The sequence below is a fragment of the Novosphingobium sp. THN1 genome (assembly GCF_003454795.1).
In the GTDB taxonomy this organism is placed as follows: domain Bacteria; phylum Pseudomonadota; class Alphaproteobacteria; order Sphingomonadales; family Sphingomonadaceae; genus Novosphingobium.
In genome coordinates this window covers 1,801,304-1,821,568 of the sequence record NZ_CP028347.1, presented here as the reverse complement: position 1 = coordinate 1,821,568, position 20,265 = coordinate 1,801,304, and the positions used below count along the sequence as shown (strand labels likewise).

The window sequence follows — 20,265 nt, the reverse complement described above, 5'->3', positions numbered from 1 at the left end:
ATGTTGCTGGCAGACTAGCGGCCAAATCCAGCGGCGCTAGGGGTGACGCAAGAGGCGTTCTCGCGTAAGGGCAGCCCCATGACTTTTCCCCCAAGAAACGGTGGCGACAGGCCGAAGCGGTTCAGCCCTCGGCCCGGCACCACCGAAAAGAAGCCGTTCTCCATGCGCAGCGGTGCGCCGCGCACCTCGCAGCCGGTCGTGCCCGCCAAGCGTGCGCTGAACGAAGATGGCTCGGAGCGAGAGGGCGACCGCATAGCCAAGCTGCTCGCCCGCGCCGGAATTGCCAGCCGCCGCGAGGTGGAGCGCATGATCGAGGAAGGCCGCGTCAAGATCGGCGACGAGGTCGTCACCACGCCCGCCACGCTGCTGACCAGCCTCAAGGGGGTCAGCGTCGACGGCAAGTTGGTCGGCCCGATTGCCGCCCCGCGCCTGTTCCGCTTCCACAAGCCTGCAGGCCTGATCACTGCCGAGCGCGACCCGACCGGCCGCCCGACGATCTACACTGCCCTGCGCAACGCCATGCCCAAGGACGCGCCGCGCGTCATGCCGGTCGGTCGCCTCGACGTGAACACCGAGGGGCTGCTGCTGATGACCAATGATGGCGAGCTGAAGCGCGCCCTTGAACTGCCCTCGACCGGCATCCCGCGCACATATCGCGCCCGCACGTTTGGCGAAATCACCCAGGCGCGGCTCGAGGAACTGATCGAGGGCATCGAGATCGACGGCGTGCGCTATGGCCCGATCAACGCCAACCTCGAGCGCAGCGCCAACCGCAACAAGTGGATCGAGCTGACCCTGACCGAGGGCAAGAACCGCGAAGTGCGCCGCGTGCTCGAACACCTCGGCCTTGAAGTGTCGCGCCTGCTGCGCACGAGCTATGGCCCGTTCGAGCTGGCCGACCTGCAGCGCGGCTCCGTCGAGGAGATTCCGCAGGTTCAGGTCGAACGCTTCCGAAAGATACTGAAAGCCAAATGAGAATAATCGCCGGAGAATGGCGCGGTCGCCCCTTGCGCGCGCCCGAGGGTGACACGACCCGACCCACCGCAGACCGCACGCGCGAGACGCTTTTCTCGATGCTCGCCAGCCGCCTTGGCAGCTTTGAAGGGCTGGCTGTGGCCGACCTGTTTGCAGGCTCGGGCGCGCTTGGCCTCGAAGCGCTGTCGCGCGGCGCGGCATCGGCGATCTTCGTCGAGCAGGACGCCGGTGCCATCCGCACCATTCGCGCCAACATTGCAGCGCTGCGCTGCGCCCCGCAGTGCGACGTGCGCGCCTCGTCGGTGCTCAGCCTTGGCCCGGTCAAGCAGCCGCTCGACCTCGTCATGCTCGACCCGCCCTATGGCACCGGCGCGGGCGCCGTCGCGATCGACCGGTTGACCCGGCTTGGCTGGATCGGCGAGGCGACGTGGATTTGCCTTGAGACCGCAGCCAAGGAAGTGCCTGACGTGCGGGTGTGCGAGGTCGACGCCGAGCGGAAGGTCGGCAAGGCGCTGATCACGCTGATGCGGTTGAAGCCCTAGGCAGACTGCTTCGGCGAGAACTGCACCCCCGCCAGCGTCATGGCCCCTGCCAGCGTCAGGAACAGGCCGACGTAGGCCGTGCCGCCGATCCCGGCGAGCCATGCCGCTGCGAAGGGGGCGAGCGCGCCGCCAATGATCCCGCCCATGTTGAACGCCACCGAAATGCCGGTGTAGCGGACTTCGACCGGGTAGAGCGTCGGCAGCCAGGCGCCGAGCGGGCCGTAAGCCAGCCCCATGACGAACAGCGCGCTGGCCAGCGTTGCAAACACCACCGGCAGCGAGGCCGAGCCAAGGCCAGTGCCGAAAACCATGCCCACGATGATCGTGAGCGCCGCGCCAGTGCCAAGGACGAGCCGTGCCGAGGCCTTGTCGGCCCAGTACCCGGCAACCAGAATGCCGAGCGCAAGGAAGGTGTTGGCGCCAAGCTGGATGCCGAGAAACTCCTGCTTGGCATAGCCGAGTTTGGTCGTGGCGAAGGACAGCGCGAAAGTCGTCGCCAGATAGAAGATCGCAAAGCACGCAACGACGCCCGCGATCCCGGCCAGCACGGCGCCGAGATGATTGCGGAACAGCAGGCCGACCGGTACCTTGGGTGGCTCGGCCTTCTCGAGCGCTTCCTTGAACGCGGGCGTTTCGCCGATCTTCAACCGCACCCACAGCCCGAGGCCGACCAGCAGCGCGCTTGCCAGGAACGGCACGCGCCAGCCCCAAGCGGCGAAGTCGGCATCGGAAAGCCCCTTGCCGAGCAGCAGGAACAGCCCATTGGCACAAAGGAAACCCAGCGGCGCACCCAGTTGCGGCGCACTGCCGAAGCGGGCTTCCCAACCCTTCGGCGCATTCTCCACGGCGAGCAGCGACGCTCCGCCCCACTCTCCGCCGAGGCCGAAGCCCTGTCCAAAGCGCAGCAGGCAAAGCAGCGCGGGCGCGACCCAGCCGACCATGGCGTACGTCGGCAGGAAGGCTATCAGTAAGGTAGATCCGCCCATCAGCATCAGCGAGGCGACCAACGTCGACTTGCGCCCGATCCGGTCGCCGAAGTGACCGAACGCAATCGCGCCCACGGGCCGTGCAAAGAACGCAAGGCCGAAGGTCATGAAAGACAGCAACGTCTGCGCTGCCTCTGATTCTGTGGGGAAAAACAATGGCCCAATGACGAGCGCGGCCGCTGTTGCGTAGATGTAGAAGTCGTAGAACTCCACCGCCGTGCCAACGAGGCTGGCAGTCAGCACGCGACCCTGCTGTCGAATCGGATTCATCGGCGCGCTTCTCCCCTCGTTCGCGGCGCGCGTTGTTCCGTCTCAAGCCTGCCGGGTCAACACCACAAGCGAAAAGGGGCGCCGGCAACCCGGCACCCCTTTCACGCGACGATCGTGGGAAGCGTTCAGATACCGCCGCGATTGCGGCAGCTGTCGGTGACGGTCTTGCTGCAGACCGGATACTTCTTGTTCATGGCCGAAGCGGGCGGCGGGGTCATGTTGCCCGTCGTGCTGCCGTCCATGCTGCTTATGCCGCGCGAGGGCGGGGAAGCCGGTGCGGCAGGGGTTGCAGGCGTTGCGGGAGTGGCAGGCTCGCTCATGCCCGGATTGGGCTGAGCCGGAGTGGCAGGGGTAGCTCCCGACGACGGCACCGCGCGGCCCGAAACCTGCGCCACGATAGAGGGCCAGACCTGCGTGCGCTGTTCCGGCGTCATCGCGTAGATCTGCGCCTTCTGCTCGTCGGTCAGAGCCCACCAGCCCTTCTGCTGATCAGTGTCGAGGCTCCAGAAGTATTCCTGATAGGTGGACGGCCATGCTGCGTACTTGGTCTTTTGCTCGGCGGCCCAGGCGTCGATCTGAAGCTGCTGGTCAGGCGTGGGCGAGAAGGTGCCGGTCGCCGTGGTGGCAGCGGTGGTGTCCGATGTGGTTGCCGTGGCGGTCGTGGAAGTCGACTGGGCCGCCACGAACGTGGGACTCGAAGCGATGGCAAGAGCAAGCGCGCTTGCGGCAAAAAGATTTCGCATGGAATTCTCCTGATTTTGTCTTTGTACCCGAAGTCTTGAGGCCAAGCCCTGCCCCGCTGGCCCGGTTCCCGGCGCTGCGACGGCTGCGCCCGGATTCAAGACGAAGCGAACATGCGGAGAATGGGCGGTTAGCGATTGCCGCGACAGCGTTTGGTCCCTATCTGTTCGCCTATGTCTTCCCCCCAACCTCTGAATCCCGGCAATGCCGAAGCGTGGCTCGATGGCCTGAACCCGCCCCAGCGCGAGGCGGTGACAACGACCGAAGGGCCGGTGCTGATGCTGGCGGGCGCGGGCACAGGCAAGACCGCCGCGCTCACCGCGCGCCTCGCCAATCTGCTGCGCCAGCGGCTCGCCTGGCCGAGCGAGATCCTCTGCGTCACCTTCACCAACAAGGCCGCGCGCGAGATGCGCGAGCGCGTGGGCAACCTGATCGGCCCGGCGGTGGAAGGGATGCCGTGGCTCGGCACGTTCCATTCGATCGCCGCCAAGATGCTGCGCCGCCATGCCGAACTGGTCGGCTTGCAGAGCAACTTCACGATCATCGACACCGACGACCAGTTGCGCCTGCTCAAGCAACTGATCGTGGCAGAAGGCATTGACGACAAGCGCTGGCCCGCCAAGCAGCTGGCAGGACTGATCGACAAGTGGAAGAACCGCGGCCTCAATCCCGGCGATCTCGATGCGCTGGAGAACGAGGCCTATGCCAACGGCAAGGGCCAGCGCTTCTACGCTCTCTACCAGAACCGCCTGCGCGAGCTGAACGCCTGCGATTTCGGCGACCTGCTGATGCACATGCTCAACATCTTCCGGCGCGAGCGGGACGTGCTGGAATCATGGCAGCAGCGCTTCAAGTACGTGATGGTGGACGAATATCAGGACACCAACGCGGTGCAGTACCTGTGGCTGCGCCTGCTCGCCCAGAACCGCAAGAACATCTGCGTGGTGGGCGACGACGACCAGTCGATCTATTCCTGGCGCGGCGCGGAAGTCGCCAACATCCTGCGGTTCGAGAAAGATTTTCCCGGCGCCAAGGTCATCCGCCTCGAACAGAACTACCGCTCCACCCCGCACATCCTCGGCGCGGCATCGGGCCTGATCGCCGAGAACTCCGAACGCCTCGGCAAGACGCTGTGGACCGAAGTCGACGGCGGCGACAAGGTCCGCGTGATCGGCGTGTGGGACGCTCCGGAAGAAGCGCGGCGTATCGGCGAGGACATCGAACGGCTTGAGCGTGAGGGCGCCCCGCTCGATCGCGTCGCCATCCTCGTCCGCGCGCAGTTCCAGACGCGCACCATCGAAGACCGCTTCATCCAGATCGGGCTTGGCTACCGTATCGTCGGCGGTTTCCGTTTCTACGAACGCGCCGAAATCCGCGACGCGCTGGCTTATCTGCGCCAGATCGCCAGCCCGCAGGACGACCTTGCGTTCGAGCGGATCTACAACACCCCAAGCGCGGCCTTGGCGACAAGACGCTGGAAAAGCTGCACCGCCATGCCCGCGCGCGCGGCATCCCCCTCTCGCTGGCTTCGGTGGAGATTCTCGATACCGACGAGCTGCCGGCCCGCGCGCGCAACACCCTCGCCGCCCTGATGCGCGATTTCGCGCGCTGGCGCGATGCGGCGAAGCAGCTGGTGCCCGCCGAACTCGCTCGCACAATTCTTGACGAAAGCGGCTACACCGCCGCGCTCCAGGCGGAAAAGACCGCCGAAGCCGCGGGCCGCCTCGAAAACCTCACCGAACTCGCCCGCGCGATGGAGGAATACGAGACGCTGGGGGACTTCCTCGAACACGTCAGCCTCGTCATGGACAACGAGAACACCGCCGACGAGGACAAGGTCACGATCATGACCATCCACGCCGCCAAAGGCCTCGAGTTCGACAACGTGTTCCTGCCAGGCTGGGAAGAAGGCGTGTTCCCCTCGCAGCGCTCGCTCGATGAAGGCGGCCTTGCCAGCCTCGAGGAAGAACGCCGCCTCGCCTACGTCGCGATTACCCGCGCCCGCAGGCGCTGCACCATCCTCCACGCCGCCAATCGCCAGATCTATGGCCAGTGGACCAGCTCGATCCCTCGCGCTTCATCGGCGAACTGCCCGCCGAGCACATCGAGGAGGAAACCACCCTCTCGGGCGGCGCATCGATGTGGCGGGCCAACTGGAGCGAACGCGAAGATCCCTTCGCCCATGTCGCACAGGCCAATGCCAGCCGCGCCGCGTCACGCGGCCCCGGTTGGCAACGCGCTGCGGCCCAGACCTTCAACCCCGCCCCCCGCCGCATCGCCGAACCCACCCGCAGCGCCGCCAGCTTCGCCGCCAAACCCCGCGGCGACATCACCGTGGGCGCGCGCGTGTTCCACGAAAAGTTCGGCTACGGCACCGTGGCCGAGCAGGAAGGCAACAAGCTGGAGATCGACTTCGAAAGCGCGGGGCGGAAGCGGGTGATTGATAGCTTTGTAAAGGTGGCTTGAGGGCGTGGGCTTTGTCGCTCACCGTTGTGGGACGACCGGATTCGTCCACTTGCCGACATTGCGCGTCCGTGGTCAATTGAACGCATGAGCGGCAACCCTGCCTACAATGCCCTGATGCACGAGGTCTGTGTCGGCAGAGGTTGGTGCGGCGGGATCGTCAACGGCAAGCCATCGCATGTAGATGATTTCATTCCTGAAACGGGACCTGTAAGCGCGGATCAGTTCGTCGAATGGCTATTTCTTGCCGATGGCGTCGATCCATCGTCCGACCCTGCCAAGTGGGAGCGACATAAGGCTGGCCTGCGGGAAGCGTTCGTCCGCCATATGGGGGCAGAGATGCTCGACGCCTCGGCACTTAAATGGGATGTTAGCTGACCACTATTCGCGGCCATTCCGTAAATTTGCGGTGATCGTCCTGCCGTCACCCCGTGCTTGACACGGGGTTGGGCTGTTCTTCCGGCGCAGCGCCCGAAGAGAAAAGCCAAGGCCCGGATCAAGTCCGGGCCGACGATGAAATGGGCTGTTATTTTGCGCCGAGTGCTCTTGCTCTCTCCCCTTCAGGGGAGAGATACGCAGGCTTGGCGGCTTGCCGCCTAGCCGAAGTTGAGCGGGGCTTGGGCAGAACAGCCCCTCTCCCAACCCTCTCCCCTGAAGGGGAGAGGGCTAAAGTGCCGAAACCGCCAGAAACTCCGGAATCGGCCCGTTCCACTCGCCCGGCTTCGACGGCGGTTCGGAGTGGTCGCGGTAGCTGGGCTGTTCGCGCCGTGGAGCGCGTTCCTGCCGCGGTTCGCGTTCGGCGCGGGGCTTGCGTTCCTCGCGGGCGGGACGTTCGCGGCGGCTTTCGCGCTTGGGTTCTTCCTCGCGGCGCTCGGTCTCGCGGGGCTTGCGCTCTTCCTTCTCGGCGATCTCGAGCTTGAATTCGGGATCTTGGTCCCCTGCAGCTTCTCGACGTTGTCGATCGCTTCGGCATCTTCCGACGCCACCAGCGTGAACGCCCGGCCCGTCGCCCCGCCACGACCGGTGCGGCCGATGCGGTGGACGTAGTCGTCCGGGTGCCATGGCGTGTCGAAGTTGAAGACGTGGCTCACGCCCTTCACGTCAAGCCCGCGTGCGGCGACGTCCGAGGCGCAGAGGATCGAGATGTCGCCGTCCTTGAACTTCTGCAGTTCGGCGTTGCGCGCGCTCTGGTCCATGTCACCGTGGATTTCCCCTGCGGCAAAGCCGTGGCGCTGCAGCGACTTGGCGAGTTCGCGCACGGTCGTCTTGCGGTTGGCGAAGACGATGGCGGTGGAGACGTTGTCGGTGCGCAGCAACTGGCGCAGCACTTCGCGCTTCTGGCGCGAGGTGCAGCGGACCTTGAACTGGGCGATGTTGGTGTTCGTAGCGGCAGGGCGCGCCACTTCGATCGACTTGGGGTTCGACAGGAACTTGTCGGCCAGCTTCTTGATCGGCGGCGGCATCGTTGCCGAAAACAGCAGCGTCTGGCGCGTGGTCGGCAGGCGCGAGCAGATCGTCTCGATATCGGGGATGAAGCCCATGTCGAGCATGCGGTCCGCCTCGTCGATCACCAGCATCTCGCAGCCGGTGAGCAGGATCTTGCCGCGCTCGAACAGGTCCATCAGGCGACCGGGCGTGGCGATCAGCACGTCGACGCCGTCCTGCAGCGCCTTGACCTGATCGCCCATCTGCACGCCACCGATCAGCAGCGCCATCTTGAGATCGTGGTTCTTGCCGTACTTCTCGAAATTCTCGGCAACCTGCGCGGCGAGTTCGCGCGTCGGTTCGAGAATCAGCGAGCGCGGCATCAGCGCGCGGCGGCGGCCGTGGGCGAGAATGTCGATCATCGGCAGCACGAACCCGGCCGTCTTGCCGGTGCCGGTCTGGGCAATGCCGATGATGTCCTTCATCATCAGGACAGCGGGAATTGCCTGCGCCTGGATCGGAGTGGGCTCATCATAGCCGGCGTCGAGCACCGACTGGAGCAATTCATCCGAGAGGCCGAGATCGGCAAACTTCATGCAGGCAATTTTCCGAGAACTAGAGACGGCACGAACGCAATTGTGCCCGCTGGACAGCCTGCATCGCAAAATGCCGCCAGCACTGACAGCGCGCTAAGACGATATGGCCCGAAAAGTCAAGAATTCCGCGACGAGACGGGACCGTCAGTCATCTTCCAGTACGAGTTCGCGCATCTTGGTAATCGCACAGTTCGCTCCGGCCCGCGAATGGATCGTATCCCGGCCAGCGCAGAGCTGCCCATCCTCGTTCCGTTCGACATAAAAGCCCGAATAGAAATCGCGGGCGCGGCAGGATTTGTCGAGGCTGGCGCCGATCAGCTTTCGCCCGCGCGTGACCAGCAGGAGGCGATCCTGCGATTCGATCTGCACGCCGGCAATGCTGGTGATCGGCAGGCATTTGCTGGTCTTGCGCTCATAGAAACGCGGCGGTTGTGGCGCGGCCGGCATGGGCGTGTACATCTGGCCGGGCAGGCGCGGCGCAATACGAATGATCATGCGCTGTTCGATGCGCACCTGATTCCACGACTGGTCGCCCAAGCCATCGGCAATGAAGCTGTTCAATGCGCCTGATCTGAAATCATCGTCGATCAGGGGCGATCCTGCAGGAATGGTGGCAGTCGCCCATTGCGCATCGCTGTCATCGACCACCACAGGTGCACCAACCGGTACGGCCAGCAGCATGCCCAATGAGGCCAAGAGATTGAATACACTGGGCATTTCGATGTTAAAACTCTTGAAGTCCCCTCAACGGCCCAGCGGCCCTGACCCCGCCCGATCCGCTCCTCACACCCCTAGCCTGCGGGGTTGAACCGTTGCTTAACCTGCCAGCAATGAAAAATGAATTGCCCTTGCCGCAGGGTCGCAATAGCCGATGCGCCAATGAGCGATACGTTTCTGGCAGAAGCGGCCCGCCTGCTCGGGCCAAAGGGGTTGACCGCCGACCCTGACGATATGGCACCCTGGCTGACCGATTGGCGCGGCCGCTATACCGGCGCGGCGCGGGCAATCGCCTCGCCAGCCAATACCGCCGAGGTCGCCGCCCTCGTCAAGCTCTGCGCCAAGCATGGCGTGCCGATTGTGCCGCAAGGCGGCAACAGCGGCATGTCGGGCGGCGCCACACCGTTCGAGAGTGGCGCCGAGATCATACTCTCCTTGCGCCGCATGAACCGGATCACCGCGCTCGATGCCGCGGCGCGTTCTGCCACGTGCGAGGCGGGCGTCATCCTGCAGGTCCTGCACGAGGCGGCGGAGAAAGAGGGCCTGCGCTTCCCCCTCACGCTTGGCGGCAAGGGCTCGGCCACGATCGGCGGCCTCGTCTCGACCAACGCCGGCGGCACGCAAGTCCTGCGCCATGGCTCGATGCGGGCGCTGGTACTGGGGGTCGAAGCCGTCATGGCCGATGGCAGCGTGCTCGACCTGTTGACCCCGCTCAAGAAGGACAACCGGGGTTTCGATCTCAAGCAGGTGCTGATCGGTTCGGAAGGAACGCTCGGCATCGTCACCGCCGCCACCTTGCGGCTCGCTCCCGCCATCGCCGGCAGGACGGTGATGTGGGCAGGCACGGCCTCACTCCACGATGCGCGCAGCCTCCTGCTTCTGGCAGAGGACATGGCGCCGGGGCTGCTGGAAGGCTTCGAGGTCCTGCCCCAGCACAGCCTCGAGGCGGTTCAGGCCTACACCCCCGGGACGCGCGCACCGCTGACGGGGCCTCATCCCTGGCATGCCCTGATCGAACTTGTCGCGGGCGACGAGGACACCGCCGCGAGATTGCCCGAACTGGCCGAGCGCATCCTTGCCACGGCGTTCGAACGCGATCTCATCGCCGATGCCACGATTGCGGCCAGCGAAGACCAGGCCGAGCGCATGTGGCTGATTCGCGAGACCATATCGCCCGCCGAACGGGCGCTTGGCCCGGCGATGCAGCACGACATTTCCGTGCCGGTCGAAAAGATGCCTGCCTTTGTCGAGGCCGCCGTCCCGCGGCTCGAAGCCGACTGGCCGGGCACGCGCGCGGTCTGCTTCGGGCATCTCGGCGACGGCAACGTCCACTTCCACGTGATCGCCCCGTCGGGCAGCGATCGGGCCTCGTGGGAAGCGGGCGACGGCAAGGCCATCAGCGCGCAAGTCCACGACATGGTGGCGGCGTGGGGCGGCTCGATCTCGGCAGAACACGGCATCGGCAGGCTGAAGCGCGACGAACTGGCGCGCCTCGCCGATCCAGCGATGCTGGGCACGATGCGCGCAATCAAGCAGGCGCTTGACCCGCATGGCCTGCTAAACCCCGGAAAGCTTGTCTGACGCGGCTTGCGCGGCCTTCTGGCAGTCCCTAAGAACCGGCGTTCCCGCTAAGCCGCGGCCAGAGTGAATTTTGCCCGCGCGAATGTTTTGATTCTTGGAGAGATGCAAAATGGCCAGCGCGCCGCAAGCGAACCTGCCGATGTTCTACAACGACCTGATGCCGCTCAACAGCCGGGACCATGCAACGTGGAAGGCCAAGAACGCGGATGCAGCGCCCTGGCTGATCGGACAGCATGCCATCCCCCTGACGGCTGAGGAGTTTCCGCAGGCTGCGCGCCATTATCCGATCATCTTTGCATCGGGTGACAATCCGGTTCCGCTGGCGCTGATGGGCCTCAACGAAGGCGTGAACGTCTTTGTCGACGAAGAAGGCAAGGTCACCCAGCCGATCTACATCCCGGCTTACGTCCGCCGCTATCCGTTCCTGCTGGCCAAGCTGAACCCGAACAGCGAAGAACTTTCGCTGTGCTTCGATCCTTCTGCCGGCCTGCTTGGCGATTCGGTGGAAGGGCAGGAGCTCTTCACCGACGGCCAGCCTTCGGAAGCGACGCAGGCCGCACTCGGCTTCTGCGAACAGTTCGAACAGGCAGGCCAGCGCACGCAGGCCTTCATCGACGAGCTGAAGAAGCATGACCTGCTCATGGAAGGCGAAGTGGCCATCCAGCAGCAGGGCAACGAACAGCCATTCATCTATCGCGGCTTCCAGATGGTAAATCAGGAAAAGCTGCGTGACGTGCGCGGTGACGTGCTGCGGGGCTGGGCACAGAGCGGCCTGCTGCCCCTGCTCTATGCGCACCTGTTCTCGCTCGAACTGATCAGCCAGATCTTCGGCGCCCAGGTTCAGCTGGGCAAGGGACCGATCCCGGCGATCCAGGTTCCGGCCGAGTAAGCCAGACACGATTTGACATGAGGCTTGAGCAATCAAGCCACAGGTCAACAGAAAAGCGCGGTGAGCCACTCGGTTCATCGCGTTTTTTCTTGGGGTGTTGCAAAAATCCCTCGAAAGCCCTTGCAGGGTCAATGCCCCTCACCTATCTTGTGATTGTTGCGTTGCGGCTCCCCTCATGGCCCAGCGTAACTGGTGCACTCACGTGCACCTCCTCCCTGAACCTTGGCCACCTGGAGCTTGCTCCAGGTGGTTTTTTCTTGGGTTACATGAGCTTGGCCACTCTGGCCGGCGCGCTTCGGCTAATTCGGGCGCAGTCTACTCGGCAGCAGTGCGCCAGCGGCCGCGGTCGGACGCACGACCAAGGTCGGCCACGTCGACTGCGAGTCGGCGCACCAGGCCCACCAGCAATTCGATCGTGGCATCGAAGCCGGGCCGGGTTCGGCCATTCGTGCATCGAGATAACAGGTGCGGTCGATCTCGAGCTGCATGCAGTGAAGCCCTTCGGCGCGCCGTGCGTGCCGCTCCAGCACATAACCCCCGGCATATGGCCGGTTGTGCGATACCCGTCGTGCCGCTTCGGTGAAGAAGCCGAATGCAGACGCCACCACGCCGCCGTCGCACGATGCGCCGAAGCGATCGCCAACGACGAATTCCGGCGCGCGCTCTCCGGGCGAACGCGCCGCCAGCGGCGGCATCGAATGAAGATCGATCAGCAGGGCAGCGCCCCAACGGTCACGGATTGTCTCGAGCGTGGTGGCGAGCGCTGTGTGATAGGGCTGGTGCACCGCGGCAATCCGCTCTGCCAGCTCGCTATGATCAAGCCTGCGCTTCCACAGCTCTCCCAGGCCCGGCAGACGACGCGGCACCAGCCCAAGCCCGCTGCGGGCGCGCCTGCCGAAACCGCTGGGCGCTGCCGAAGCGTCTGCCGGCGGACCGCCGACCATCTCCCAGTCGACATCGTCGCTGGCGCGGTTGAGGTCGAGCATGGCCCGGGGTGCATGGGCGACGAGCAGTGCCGCACCGGTCTGGCGGGAGACCGCCTGCCCGAGCAGATCCGCGTAGCGATCCTCAAGCCGAGGCGCCGCAAATGCGGGATGACGCATCCGGTCAAGCAGCGACTTGGCATAGGCCCTTCCTGCATGCGGCACGGCAATGACCACCGGGATCGGCGAAGGATCGATAGTCGTCAGGCTATAGGCCGGCACACCGGGATTGCCCGGCACCGACCCGCCATGGACCGAAGCCGAATCGCCCTGGTGCTCACCCTCATGCTGCATCACGCAAAGGTGCAACCGATTCGCACGCAAGTCAAAGCAAGGTCCAAGAACGATTGCTCCACTTCCAGGACGGTGGGGAAAAAGCGGTTTGCGCGAAGCTTCGGACGGGAGATTGTTAACTCCATCTGCGTTATAAGCCATCGAACTGAAGCCCCACTATAAACAACAGGTTCGCCATGATCCGGATCCTGCTCGCCGAAGACGAAGAGGCGATGCGCACTTACCTTACCCGCGCGCTCGAAAACGCAGGTTACGCCGTGACGGCCGTGGACCGTGGCACCGCTGCGATCCCCCTGCTCGAAAGCGAGCACTTCGACCTTCTCCTGTCGGATATCGTCATGCCGGAAATGGACGGAATCGAACTGGCGCAGCGGTGCAGCGAGATCAGCCCTGCAACCAAGGTCATGTTCATCACCGGCTTTGCCGCGGTGACGCTCAAGGCAAATCGCGAAGCACCTCAGGCCCGGGTCCTGTCTAAGCCGTTCCACCTCAAGGATCTGGTGCTCGAAGTCGAGCGCGTGTTCGAGGATGCGCAGTTCGCCGGGAGCCGCTGAAGCCCGGCTGCAAATTTCCCCCTTGCCATGAATCGGGACGGGGGCTAATGGCGCGCTTCCCGACGCGATCAGCGGTTCGCCGCCAGCCCAGGGACAAGCAGATGGTGCGGGCGTATAGCTCAGTGGTAGAGCACTATGTTGACATCGTAGGGGTCGCAAGTTCAATCCTTGCTACGCCCACCATCGCATAAGAAACCCCGCCATTGGCGGGGTTTTTTGTTGATCGCTGCGGACCAAAATGGCGGGAGCGACCAGCGCCCCCGCCCTGTCGGTCTTACTTGCCCTGCCAGTTCGGCTTGCGCTTTTCGGCAAATGCGGCGGCACCTTCGCGGGCATCGCTCGAAGTGAACACCGGCGCGATGTAGGCCTGCTGCTTCTGCCACATTTCCGCCTCCGTCCATTCGTGCGAATCGCGGATAATGCCTTTCGACGCGATCAGCGCCAGCGGTCCGTTCTCGGCGACCTTCGCGGCCAGGGCCTTTGCCGCATCCAGCGACGGACCTTCGACGATCTGGTTGATGAAGCCGAGTTCATAGGCGCGCTGGGCAGTGATGAAGTCCCCCGTCAGCGCCAGTTCCATCGCGATGCGCGGCGGGATCTGGCGCGGCAGCTTGATCAGGCCACCGGCAGCAGCGGCAAGGCCGCGCTTGGCTTCGGGAATGCCGAACTTGGACGAAGCGCTCGCCACGATCAGGTCGCACGACAACGCCAGTTCCATGCCGCCCGCCAAGGCGTAGCCATCAACCGCCGCGATGATCGGCTTCTTTGGCGTCCATTCCGACAGCCCGCCAAAGCCGCGCCCCGGTATCGAGGGCGATTCCCCGCGCAGGAAGCCTTTGAGGTCCATGCCCGAACAGAACGTGCCGCCCGCACCGGTGAGGATCGCGCAGCGCAGGTCGGCCTCTGCATCCAGCCGATCCATCGCTGCCGAGATGCCCTCGGCCGCAGCCTTGTTCATCGCGTTCTTCGCATCGGGCCGGTTGATCGTGACGATCAGCACGTTGCCATCGACTTCGGTAAGGACTTCGGCCTCGCTCATTGCATCTCTCCAAAAGGGCTTGCACCCGGATTTAACCGGCCACTTAAATATCTGCATTGTCCATGAGCGGATGTCCAGCGCAAAGCCTGCAAAAATTGCGCGAATCGCCTACCTGCCTTGCGCGCAGGGAAGCCTCTGCTAAGGGAAGGCGCAATTTCTCTCCCCAGCTTGAAAGACAGGACGGACATGGCGAAGATCAAGGTGAAGAACCCGGTCGTCGAACTCGACGGCGATGAAATGACCCGGATCATCTGGGAATGGATCCGTGAACGCCTGATCCTTCCCTACCTCGACATCGACCTCAAGTACTACGACCTCTCGGTCCAGAAGCGCGACGAGACGGACGACCAGATCACCATCGATTCTGCCAACGCGATCAAGCAGTACGGCGTCGGCGTGAAGTGCGCCACGATCACCCCTGACGAGCAGCGCGTCGAGGAATTCAACCTCAAGTCGATGTGGAAGTCGCCCAACGGCACGATCCGCAACATTCTCGGCGGCGTGGTGTTCCGCGAGCCGATCGTGATTCAGAACGTGCCGCGCCTGGTCCCGGGCTGGACCGATCCGATCGTCGTCGGCCGTCACGCTTTTGGTGACCAGTATCGCGCCACGGACTTCGTCGTCCCCGGCCCCGGCAAGCTGCGCCTCGTCTGGGAAGGCGACAACGGCGAGACGATCGACCGCGAAGTGTTCAACTACCCCTCGGGCGGCGTCGCCATGGCGATGTACAACCTCGACGATTCGATCCGCGACTTCGCGCGCGCCTCTTTCAACTACGGCCTGTCGCTTGGCTGGCCGGTCTACCTGTCTACCAAGAACACGATCATGAAGGCCTATGACGGCCGCTTCAAGGACCTGTTCCAGGAAGTGTTCGACAGCGAAGGCTTCAAGGAAAAGTTTGCCGCCGCCGGCATCAGCTACGAACACCGCCTGATCGACGACATGGTCGCCTCGGCGCTCAAGTGGTCCGGCAAGTTCGTCTGGGCCTGCAAGAACTACGACGGTGACGTGCAGTCCGACACGGTTGCACAGGGCTTCGGTTCGCTCGGCCTGATGACCTCGGTCCTCATGTCGCCCGATGGCAAGACCATCGAGGCCGAAGCTGCCCACGGCACCGTGACCCGTCACTACCGCCAGCACCAGCAGGGCAAGCAGACCTCGACCAACCCGATCGCCTCGATCTTCGCCTGGACCCGTGGCCTCATGTACCGCGGCAAGTTCGACGAGACCCCGGAAGTCGTGAAGTTCGCCGAAACGCTCGAGCGCGTCTGCATCGAAACCGTCGAAAGCGGCAAGATGACCAAGGACCTCGCCCTGCTGATCGGCCCCGATCAGGCGTGGATGACCACCGAGAAGTTCTTCGAAGCCATCGTCGAGAACCTCGAAACCGAAATGAAGAACTGGGCGTAAGCGCAGGTTCCTTCATGGTAACAGCAAAGGGCTCCGGTTCACGCCGGGGCCCTTTTGCTTTGGCAACAGTTCGACATGCGGAAACGGATGACACCGCTGCCCCCCTCCCCTAACCTTGCGGAATGGCAGGCAATCTCGAACCGACGACCGCACTTTCCGACGCCCTCGTAATTCTCGGTGCGGCCGGCATCGTCATCCCGGCCTTCGCGCGCTTTCGCATCACCCCGATCATCGGGTTCATCCTCGTCGGACTGGTGGTCGGTCCGTTCGGCCTCGGTGCGCTCGTGCCGCAGTATCCGTGGCTCTATCACATCACCATATCGGACCCGGCAGCAATCGCGCCCTTTGCCGAGTTCGGCATCATCCTGCTGCTGTTCGAGATCGGCCTGGAACTCTCGTTCAACCGCCTGTGGGACATGCGTCGACTGGTCTTCGGTCTCGGCGCGATGGAGCTCGGCATCTCAGCCCTGCTCCTGTCCGCCGCCCTGCTTGCCACCGGCCTGCAAGTCAGCGGCGCATTCGGCCTTGGCCTTGCCCTCGCCCTGTCCTCGACAGCGCTGGTCCTGCCCATTGCCGGGACGCAAGGCCCGGTCGGTCGTGCTGCGCTGTCCATGCTGCTGTTCGAGGACATCGCCCTCGTCCCGATCATCTTCATCCTCGGCGCGATGGGCCCGGTCGCCGCCCATTCCGATGGCCCAACGCTAGGGGAGACGCTGCTCTATGGCGGCATCGTCGTCGCTGTCCTGCTGGTTGGCGGCCGGCTGTTGCTACCGCGCCTCTTCGCCCAGGCCGCCCAGACCAAGAGCCCCGAACTGTTCCTCGCAGCGACCATGCTCGTGGTCATCGCCGCAGCGCTGTCCACCTCGCTCGTCGGCCTGTCGCCGATCATGGGCGCGCTGCTCGCCGGCCTGCTTATTGCCGAAACCGAGTACCACACCGAAGTCGAAGCCATCACCAAGCCGTTCAAGGGCCTCGCGCTGGGGGTCTTCCTGATCACCATCGGCATGGGCATCGACTTGCGCGTGGTCTGGGCGCAAATCGGCCCGCTGACGCTCGCCGTGGTCGGCGTCGTCGTCCTCAAGGCGCTGGTCACGATGTTCGCCTTGCGCTTCATGGGCAAGGAACGCGCCACCGCGCTCGAAGCAGGCATCCTCATGGCCAGCCCATCGGAAACCACGCTGATCGTGCTGACCACCGCCGCCGAAGCCGCCCTGATCGACCGTGAGACCGCGCAATTCTGGCAGATCGTCACAGCCATCGGCCTGACGATCACGCCCTTGCTGGCCAAGCTGGGCGAGACCTGGGGGCAACGCGTGGCGCGCGGCACCGCCGACGTCGGCCAGAACACCTTTGTCGAAGAACCCGAAGGCGAACGTGTCGTGGTGATGGGCTTCGGCCGCGTCGGCCGGCTCATCGCCGAGATGCTGACCGTTCACAAGGCAGCATGGCTGGGCATCGATTCGGACCCGGGCATCGTCAGGACTGCGCGCAAGGACGGCCTGCCTGTCCTCTTCGGCAACGTCGACAGCGAAGCCGCCATCGCCCGCCTCGGGCTGGACGATGCCAAGGCGATGATCCTCACCATGGACGAGCCGGTCCTGATCCTGCGCATGGTCAAGCGCCTGCGCAGCGCCCACCCCGATCTGCCGATCATCGTCCGCGCCCGCGACGCGGCCCATGCCGCCGCGCTCTACAAGGCCGGAGCCAGCCACGCCGTGCCCGAAACCCTCGAAAGCTCACTGCAACTGTCGGAAGCCGTGCTGGTCGATCTCGGCTTCCCGATGGGCCCGGTCATCGCTTCGATCCACGAAAAGCGCGACGAATTCCGCCAGAAGATCAAGGAAGAAGGCGAACTGAACTCGCTGCCCAAGCTGAAATCGGCGTCGCTGCGCGAACGATCTGCCTGACAACGCGCAACCGATCTCCTTGCCCGGTGTTCTCAGGGCAAGGAGAGAATGACATGCCCCACCCCAGCGACAAGCCCGACCTCAATCCCGCAACGCAGGATGATCAGCCGAACAAGGGCCCGATCAAGCAGCCGCAGCAAACCGACGCCACGATGCGCGAAAAGGATCTGCCGCGCGGCTCCGAACCGGAAACACGCGGGAACAGCGGTCGCAGGCAATGAGCGGTCAGGCGGCGAGCACAGCCTTTGCCGCCGAAATCGCGTCCGCGGCCTTCGTCCCATCAGGCCCGCCGCCCTGTGCCATGTCCGGACGGCCACCGCCGCCCTTGCCGCCAAGCGCTTCCACGCCCGCGCGTACCAGATCGACCGCGCTGACCTTGCCGACCAGATCCTCGGTCACGGCAGCCGCGATGGAAGCCTTGCCTTCGTTGACCGCGACGATCACCGCCACGCCCGAACCTAGCCGCTGCTTGGCCTGATCGAGCAGCCCGCGCAGTTCCTTGGGGTCGAGCCCGTCGAGCACTTGCCCAGAGAACTTCACGCCACCCACTTCCTCGTCGGCGTTCTCGGCCTTGGCAGCACCGCCGCCGAGCGCCAGCGCCTTCTTCGCCTCGGCCAGTTCGCGTTCGAGCTTCTTGCGCTCTTCCATCAGCGCCGAAACGCGCGCCTCGACGTCTTCGGGCGACGTGCGCAGGATCGCTGCGGTGTGCTTGAGCGCTTCTTCGCGCGCCACGAACCACTGCCGCGCGCCCTCGCCGGTCAGCGCCTCGATTCGGCGCACGCCTGATGACACTGCACTTTCGCTGACGATGCGGAACACGCCGATATCGCCGAGCGCCCGCACGTGCGTACCGCCGCACAGTTCGACCGAATAGTGCTTGTCCGTCGCGCGGCCCATCGAGAGCACGCGCACTTCCTCGCCGTACTTCTCGCCGAACAGCGCCATCGCGCCCGCCTCGATCGCGTCGTCGGGGCTCATCAAGCGCGTCGTCACCGCCTCGTTGGCGCGGATTTCAGCGTTCACTTCCGCCTCGATCGCGGCAATGTCCTCAGGGGTCAGTGCCGTCGGCTGCGAGAAGTCGAAGCGCAGGCGGTCCGCCGCAACCAGCGAGCCCTTCTGCGTGACGTGCCCGCCCAGGCGGTTGCGCAGTGCCGCATGCAGCAGGTGCGTGGCCGAATGGTTGGCACGGATCGCATCGCGGCGTTCGACATCGATGTCGAGCTTCACAACGTCACCGACCTTGATCGAACCCGCTTCAACCTTCGCGTTGTGCGCGTGCAAGCGGCCCAAGGGCTTGGCAGTGTCGCTCACCGCCAGCTTCAGGCCATCGGCGCCGGTGATCGTGCCTGCGTCGCCGGTCTGGCCACCGCTTTCGCCGTAGAACGGCGTCTGATTGACGATCACGGTCACGTCATCGCCCGCCGCAGCGCTGCCAACTTCCTTGCCGTCCTTCACCAGCGCTACGACTTGCGCCTCGCCGGTGGTGGCGGTGTAGCCGGTGAACTCGGTTGCGCCGACGCGTTCGGCAATGTCGAACCACACTTCGCTGTCGGCGGCTTGGCCCGATCCCTTCCACGCCGCGCGCGCCGCCGCCTTCTGCTGCGCCATGGCAGCATCGAAACCTTCGCGGTCCACCGCGATGCCGCGTGCGCGCAGGGCGTCTTCGGTCAGGTCATAGGGGAAGCCATAGGTGTCATAGAGCTTGAACGCGGTCTCGCCCGGCAGCGCGTCGCCCTCGCCCAGCGCGGCAGTCGCTTCATCAAGCAGCTTGATGCCGTTAGACAGCGTGCGGCGGAACTGCACTTCCTCGCGCAGCAGGGTTTCCTCGATCAGCGGCTGCGCACGGCCAAGTTCGGGATAGGCAGCGCCCATCTCGGCGACCAGCGCGGGCACCAGGCGGTGCATCAGCGGGTCCTTCGCACCAAGCAGGTGGGCATGACGCATCGCGCGGCGCATGATCCGGCGCAGCACATAGCCGCGCCCCTCGTTCGACGGCAGCACGCCATCGGCCAGCAGGAAGCTGGTCGAGCGCAGGTGATCGGCAATCACGCGATGGCTGGCGCGCTGCTCGCCCTCGGCCTTGACCGAAGTCAGGCTTTCGGACGCCGCGATCAGCGCCTTGAACGTGTCGGTGTCGTAGTTGTCGTGCTCGCCCTGCAGCACGGCGGCGATGCGCTCGAGGCCCATGCCGGTATCGATGCTCGGCTTGGGCAGGCTGCCGGTGATCTCACCCGCCGTCTGCTCGAACTGCATGAACACGAGGTTCCAGATCTCGATGAAGCGGTCGCCATCTTCCTCCGGCGATCCCGGAGGGCCGCCCCAGATGTGGTCGCCGTGGTCGAAGAAGATTTCCGAGCAGGGACCGCACGGGCCATCATCGCCCATCGCCCAGAAGTTGTCCTTCGTTGCGATGCGAATGATGCGGTCTTCCGGCAGGCCCGCAATCTTCTTCCACAGCTCGAACGCCTCGTCGTCGGTGTGGTAGACCGTGGCGAGCAGCTTGTCCTTGGGCAGGCCCCATTCGCGCGTCAGCAGCGTCCACGCATGGGTGATCGCCTGTTCCTTGAAATAATCGCCGAACGAGAAATTGCCGAGCATCTCGAAGAAGGTGTGGTGCCGCGCGGTGTACCCCACATTGTCGAGATCGTTGTGCTTGCCGCCAGCGCGCACGCACTTCTGCGACGAGGTCGCACGAGGCACCGCGCGCGTCTCGAGGCCGGTGAACACGTTCTTGAACGGCACCATCCCGGCGTTCGTGAACATCAGCGTCGGGTCGTTGTAAGGCACCAGCGGCGCAGACTGCACCACATCGTGCCCCTGCGAGCCGAAGTATTCGAGGAAGGAGCGGCGGATTTCGTTCGTCGAAGTCATGAAAGGCCGATTAGGCGAGCGT

Annotated in this window: 16 protein-coding genes, 1 tRNA gene and 2 pseudogenes; 12 read left to right on the top strand and 7 right to left on the bottom strand. The window is 64.6% G+C overall.

Annotated elements, in window-relative coordinates; genetic code table 11:
• The first annotated feature begins 78 nt into the window (after positions 1-78).
• Positions 79-975, top strand: coding sequence for a pseudouridine synthase (locus C7W88_RS09085; protein WP_118073287.1), 897 nt, complete (start codon positions 79-81; stop codon positions 973-975).
• Positions 972-1,517 (top strand): 16S rRNA (guanine(966)-N(2))-methyltransferase RsmD, encoded by a 546-nt coding sequence (gene rsmD / locus C7W88_RS09080; RefSeq protein ID WP_118073286.1) that lies wholly within the window; start codon positions 972-974, stop codon positions 1,515-1,517. Before C7W88_RS09085 ends, rsmD begins: the two co-directional genes overlap by 4 nt.
• Here the strand turns inward: rsmD and C7W88_RS09075 are convergent.
• Together C7W88_RS09075 and C7W88_RS09070 are read right to left on the bottom strand one after the other, a co-directional pair.
• The gene (locus C7W88_RS09075) at positions 1,514-2,773 is read right to left on the bottom strand and encodes an MFS transporter (protein ID WP_118073285.1); all 1,260 of its coding nucleotides are present in this window, start codon (positions 2,771-2,773) and stop codon (positions 1,514-1,516) included. The genes rsmD and C7W88_RS09075 overlap by 4 nt on opposite strands.
• Before the next feature lie 125 nt (positions 2,774-2,898).
• Positions 2,899-3,516, bottom strand: a complete 618-nt coding sequence (locus C7W88_RS09070; RefSeq protein WP_118073284.1) for a hypothetical protein — start codon at positions 3,514-3,516, stop codon at positions 2,899-2,901.
• A 171-nt stretch (positions 3,517-3,687) separates the two neighbouring features.
• On the opposite strand from C7W88_RS09070, the pseudogene C7W88_RS09065 reads away from it, so the two are divergent.
• The 3 genes and pseudogenes from C7W88_RS09065 to C7W88_RS09060 form a co-directional block, all read left to right on the top strand.
• Positions 3,688-5,477: pseudogene (locus C7W88_RS09065) on the top strand (ATP-dependent helicase); the annotation flags it as partial.
• Positions 5,478-5,566: 89 nt separating this feature from the next.
• Positions 5,567-5,980, top strand: coding sequence for a hypothetical protein (locus tag C7W88_RS24705; RefSeq protein ID WP_370073235.1), 414 nt, complete (start codon positions 5,567-5,569; stop codon positions 5,978-5,980).
• Positions 5,981-6,064: 84 nt separating this feature from the next.
• Positions 6,065-6,355 carry a hypothetical protein gene (locus tag C7W88_RS09060; protein ID WP_118073283.1) on the top strand — a complete coding sequence of 97 codons (291 nt, stop codon included), beginning with the start codon at positions 6,065-6,067 and terminating at the stop codon, positions 6,353-6,355.
• 288 nt (positions 6,356-6,643) lie between these two features.
• Here C7W88_RS09060 and C7W88_RS09055 read toward each other — a convergent pair.
• Together C7W88_RS09055 and C7W88_RS09050 are read right to left on the bottom strand one after the other, a co-directional pair.
• A pseudogene (locus C7W88_RS09055) lies at positions 6,644-7,998 on the bottom strand (DEAD/DEAH box helicase).
• A 144-nt stretch (positions 7,999-8,142) separates the two neighbouring features.
• Entirely contained in the window at positions 8,143-8,685 is a 543-nt protein-coding gene (locus C7W88_RS09050; RefSeq protein ID WP_205525150.1) for a hypothetical protein, read from the bottom strand.
• 192 nt (positions 8,686-8,877) lie between these two features.
• Between C7W88_RS09050 and C7W88_RS09045 the strand changes: the two genes are divergently transcribed.
• Together C7W88_RS09045 and C7W88_RS09040 are read left to right on the top strand one after the other, a co-directional pair.
• Positions 8,878-10,296, top strand: coding sequence for an FAD-binding oxidoreductase (locus tag C7W88_RS09045; RefSeq protein WP_118073281.1), 1,419 nt, complete (start codon positions 8,878-8,880; stop codon positions 10,294-10,296).
• 109 nt (positions 10,297-10,405) lie between these two features.
• Complete coding sequence (locus C7W88_RS09040; protein ID WP_118073280.1) at positions 10,406-11,185, top strand: SapC family protein; 780 nt, start codon at positions 10,406-10,408, stop codon at positions 11,183-11,185.
• A gap of 299 nt (positions 11,186-11,484) precedes the next feature.
• On the opposite strand, the gene C7W88_RS09035 is transcribed toward C7W88_RS09040, so the two are convergent.
• Entirely contained in the window at positions 11,485-12,462 is a 978-nt protein-coding gene (locus tag C7W88_RS09035) for an N-formylglutamate amidohydrolase (protein ID WP_370073110.1), read from the bottom strand.
• A gap of 176 nt (positions 12,463-12,638) precedes the next feature.
• On the opposite strand from C7W88_RS09035, the gene cpdR reads away from it, so the two are divergent.
• Positions 12,639-13,016 (top strand): cell cycle two-component system response regulator CpdR, encoded by a 378-nt coding sequence (cpdR, locus tag C7W88_RS09030; protein WP_118073279.1) that lies wholly within the window; start codon positions 12,639-12,641, stop codon positions 13,014-13,016.
• 108 nt (positions 13,017-13,124) lie between these two features.
• Positions 13,125-13,199 (top strand) — tRNA-Val (locus C7W88_RS09025).
• 91 nt (positions 13,200-13,290) lie between these two features.
• Here the strand turns inward: C7W88_RS09025 and C7W88_RS09020 are convergent.
• Positions 13,291-14,055 carry a crotonase/enoyl-CoA hydratase family protein gene (locus C7W88_RS09020; RefSeq protein ID WP_118073278.1) on the bottom strand — a complete coding sequence of 255 codons (765 nt, stop codon included), beginning with the start codon at positions 14,053-14,055 and terminating at the stop codon, positions 13,291-13,293.
• Positions 14,056-14,241: 186 nt separating this feature from the next.
• Between C7W88_RS09020 and C7W88_RS09015 the strand changes: the two genes are divergently transcribed.
• The 3 genes from C7W88_RS09015 to C7W88_RS22620 all read left to right on the top strand — a co-directional run bounded on the left by C7W88_RS09015 (position 14,242) and on the right by C7W88_RS22620 (position 17,593).
• Positions 14,242-15,465: an NADP-dependent isocitrate dehydrogenase gene (locus C7W88_RS09015; protein WP_118073277.1), complete on the top strand. Its 1,224-nt coding sequence runs from the start codon at positions 14,242-14,244 to the stop codon at positions 15,463-15,465.
• Positions 15,466-15,587: 122 nt separating this feature from the next.
• Positions 15,588-17,372 carry a cation:proton antiporter gene (locus tag C7W88_RS09010; protein ID WP_118073276.1) on the top strand — a complete coding sequence of 595 codons (1,785 nt, stop codon included), beginning with the start codon at positions 15,588-15,590 and terminating at the stop codon, positions 17,370-17,372.
• A 53-nt stretch (positions 17,373-17,425) separates the two neighbouring features.
• Positions 17,426-17,593: a hypothetical protein gene (locus C7W88_RS22620; RefSeq protein WP_162895968.1), complete on the top strand. Its 168-nt coding sequence runs from the start codon at positions 17,426-17,428 to the stop codon at positions 17,591-17,593.
• Positions 17,594-17,597: 4 nt separating this feature from the next.
• Here the strand turns inward: C7W88_RS22620 and alaS are convergent, their stop codons facing one another.
• A complete protein-coding gene (gene alaS / locus C7W88_RS09005) occupies positions 17,598-20,243 on the bottom strand; it encodes an alanine--tRNA ligase (RefSeq protein ID WP_118073275.1) in 2,646 nt (881 codons plus the stop codon).
• Positions 20,244-20,265: the final 22 nt, after the last annotated feature.

What these genes read in the sequence shown, in the direction of transcription:
- C7W88_RS09035 (WP_370073110.1), bottom strand. Translation starts at nt 12,462, where the DNA reads ATGCAGCATGAGGGTGAGCACCAGGGCGATTCGGCTTCGGTCCATGGC.
- C7W88_RS22620 (WP_162895968.1), top strand. Translation starts at nt 17,426, where the DNA reads ATGCCCCACCCCAGCGACAAGCCCGACCTCAATCCCGCAACGCAGGAT.
- C7W88_RS09070 (WP_118073284.1), bottom strand. Translation starts at nt 3,516, where the DNA reads ATGCGAAATCTTTTTGCCGCAAGCGCGCTTGCTCTTGCCATCGCTTCG.
- C7W88_RS09040 (WP_118073280.1), top strand. Translation starts at nt 10,406, where the DNA reads ATGGCCAGCGCGCCGCAAGCGAACCTGCCGATGTTCTACAACGACCTG.
- C7W88_RS09045 (WP_118073281.1), top strand. Translation starts at nt 8,878, where the DNA reads ATGAGCGATACGTTTCTGGCAGAAGCGGCCCGCCTGCTCGGGCCAAAG.
- C7W88_RS09015 (WP_118073277.1), top strand. Translation starts at nt 14,242, where the DNA reads ATGGCGAAGATCAAGGTGAAGAACCCGGTCGTCGAACTCGACGGCGAT.
- cpdR (WP_118073279.1), top strand. Translation starts at nt 12,639, where the DNA reads ATGATCCGGATCCTGCTCGCCGAAGACGAAGAGGCGATGCGCACTTAC.
- rsmD (WP_118073286.1), top strand. Translation starts at nt 972, where the DNA reads ATGAGAATAATCGCCGGAGAATGGCGCGGTCGCCCCTTGCGCGCGCCC.
- C7W88_RS09085 (WP_118073287.1), top strand. Translation starts at nt 79, where the DNA reads ATGACTTTTCCCCCAAGAAACGGTGGCGACAGGCCGAAGCGGTTCAGC.
- C7W88_RS09020 (WP_118073278.1), bottom strand. Translation starts at nt 14,055, where the DNA reads ATGAGCGAGGCCGAAGTCCTTACCGAAGTCGATGGCAACGTGCTGATC.
- alaS (WP_118073275.1), bottom strand. Translation starts at nt 20,243, where the DNA reads ATGACTTCGACGAACGAAATCCGCCGCTCCTTCCTCGAATACTTCGGC.
- C7W88_RS09060 (WP_118073283.1), top strand. Translation starts at nt 6,065, where the DNA reads ATGAGCGGCAACCCTGCCTACAATGCCCTGATGCACGAGGTCTGTGTC.
- C7W88_RS09010 (WP_118073276.1), top strand. Translation starts at nt 15,588, where the DNA reads ATGGCAGGCAATCTCGAACCGACGACCGCACTTTCCGACGCCCTCGTA.
- C7W88_RS09075 (WP_118073285.1), bottom strand. Translation starts at nt 2,773, where the DNA reads ATGAATCCGATTCGACAGCAGGGTCGCGTGCTGACTGCCAGCCTCGTT.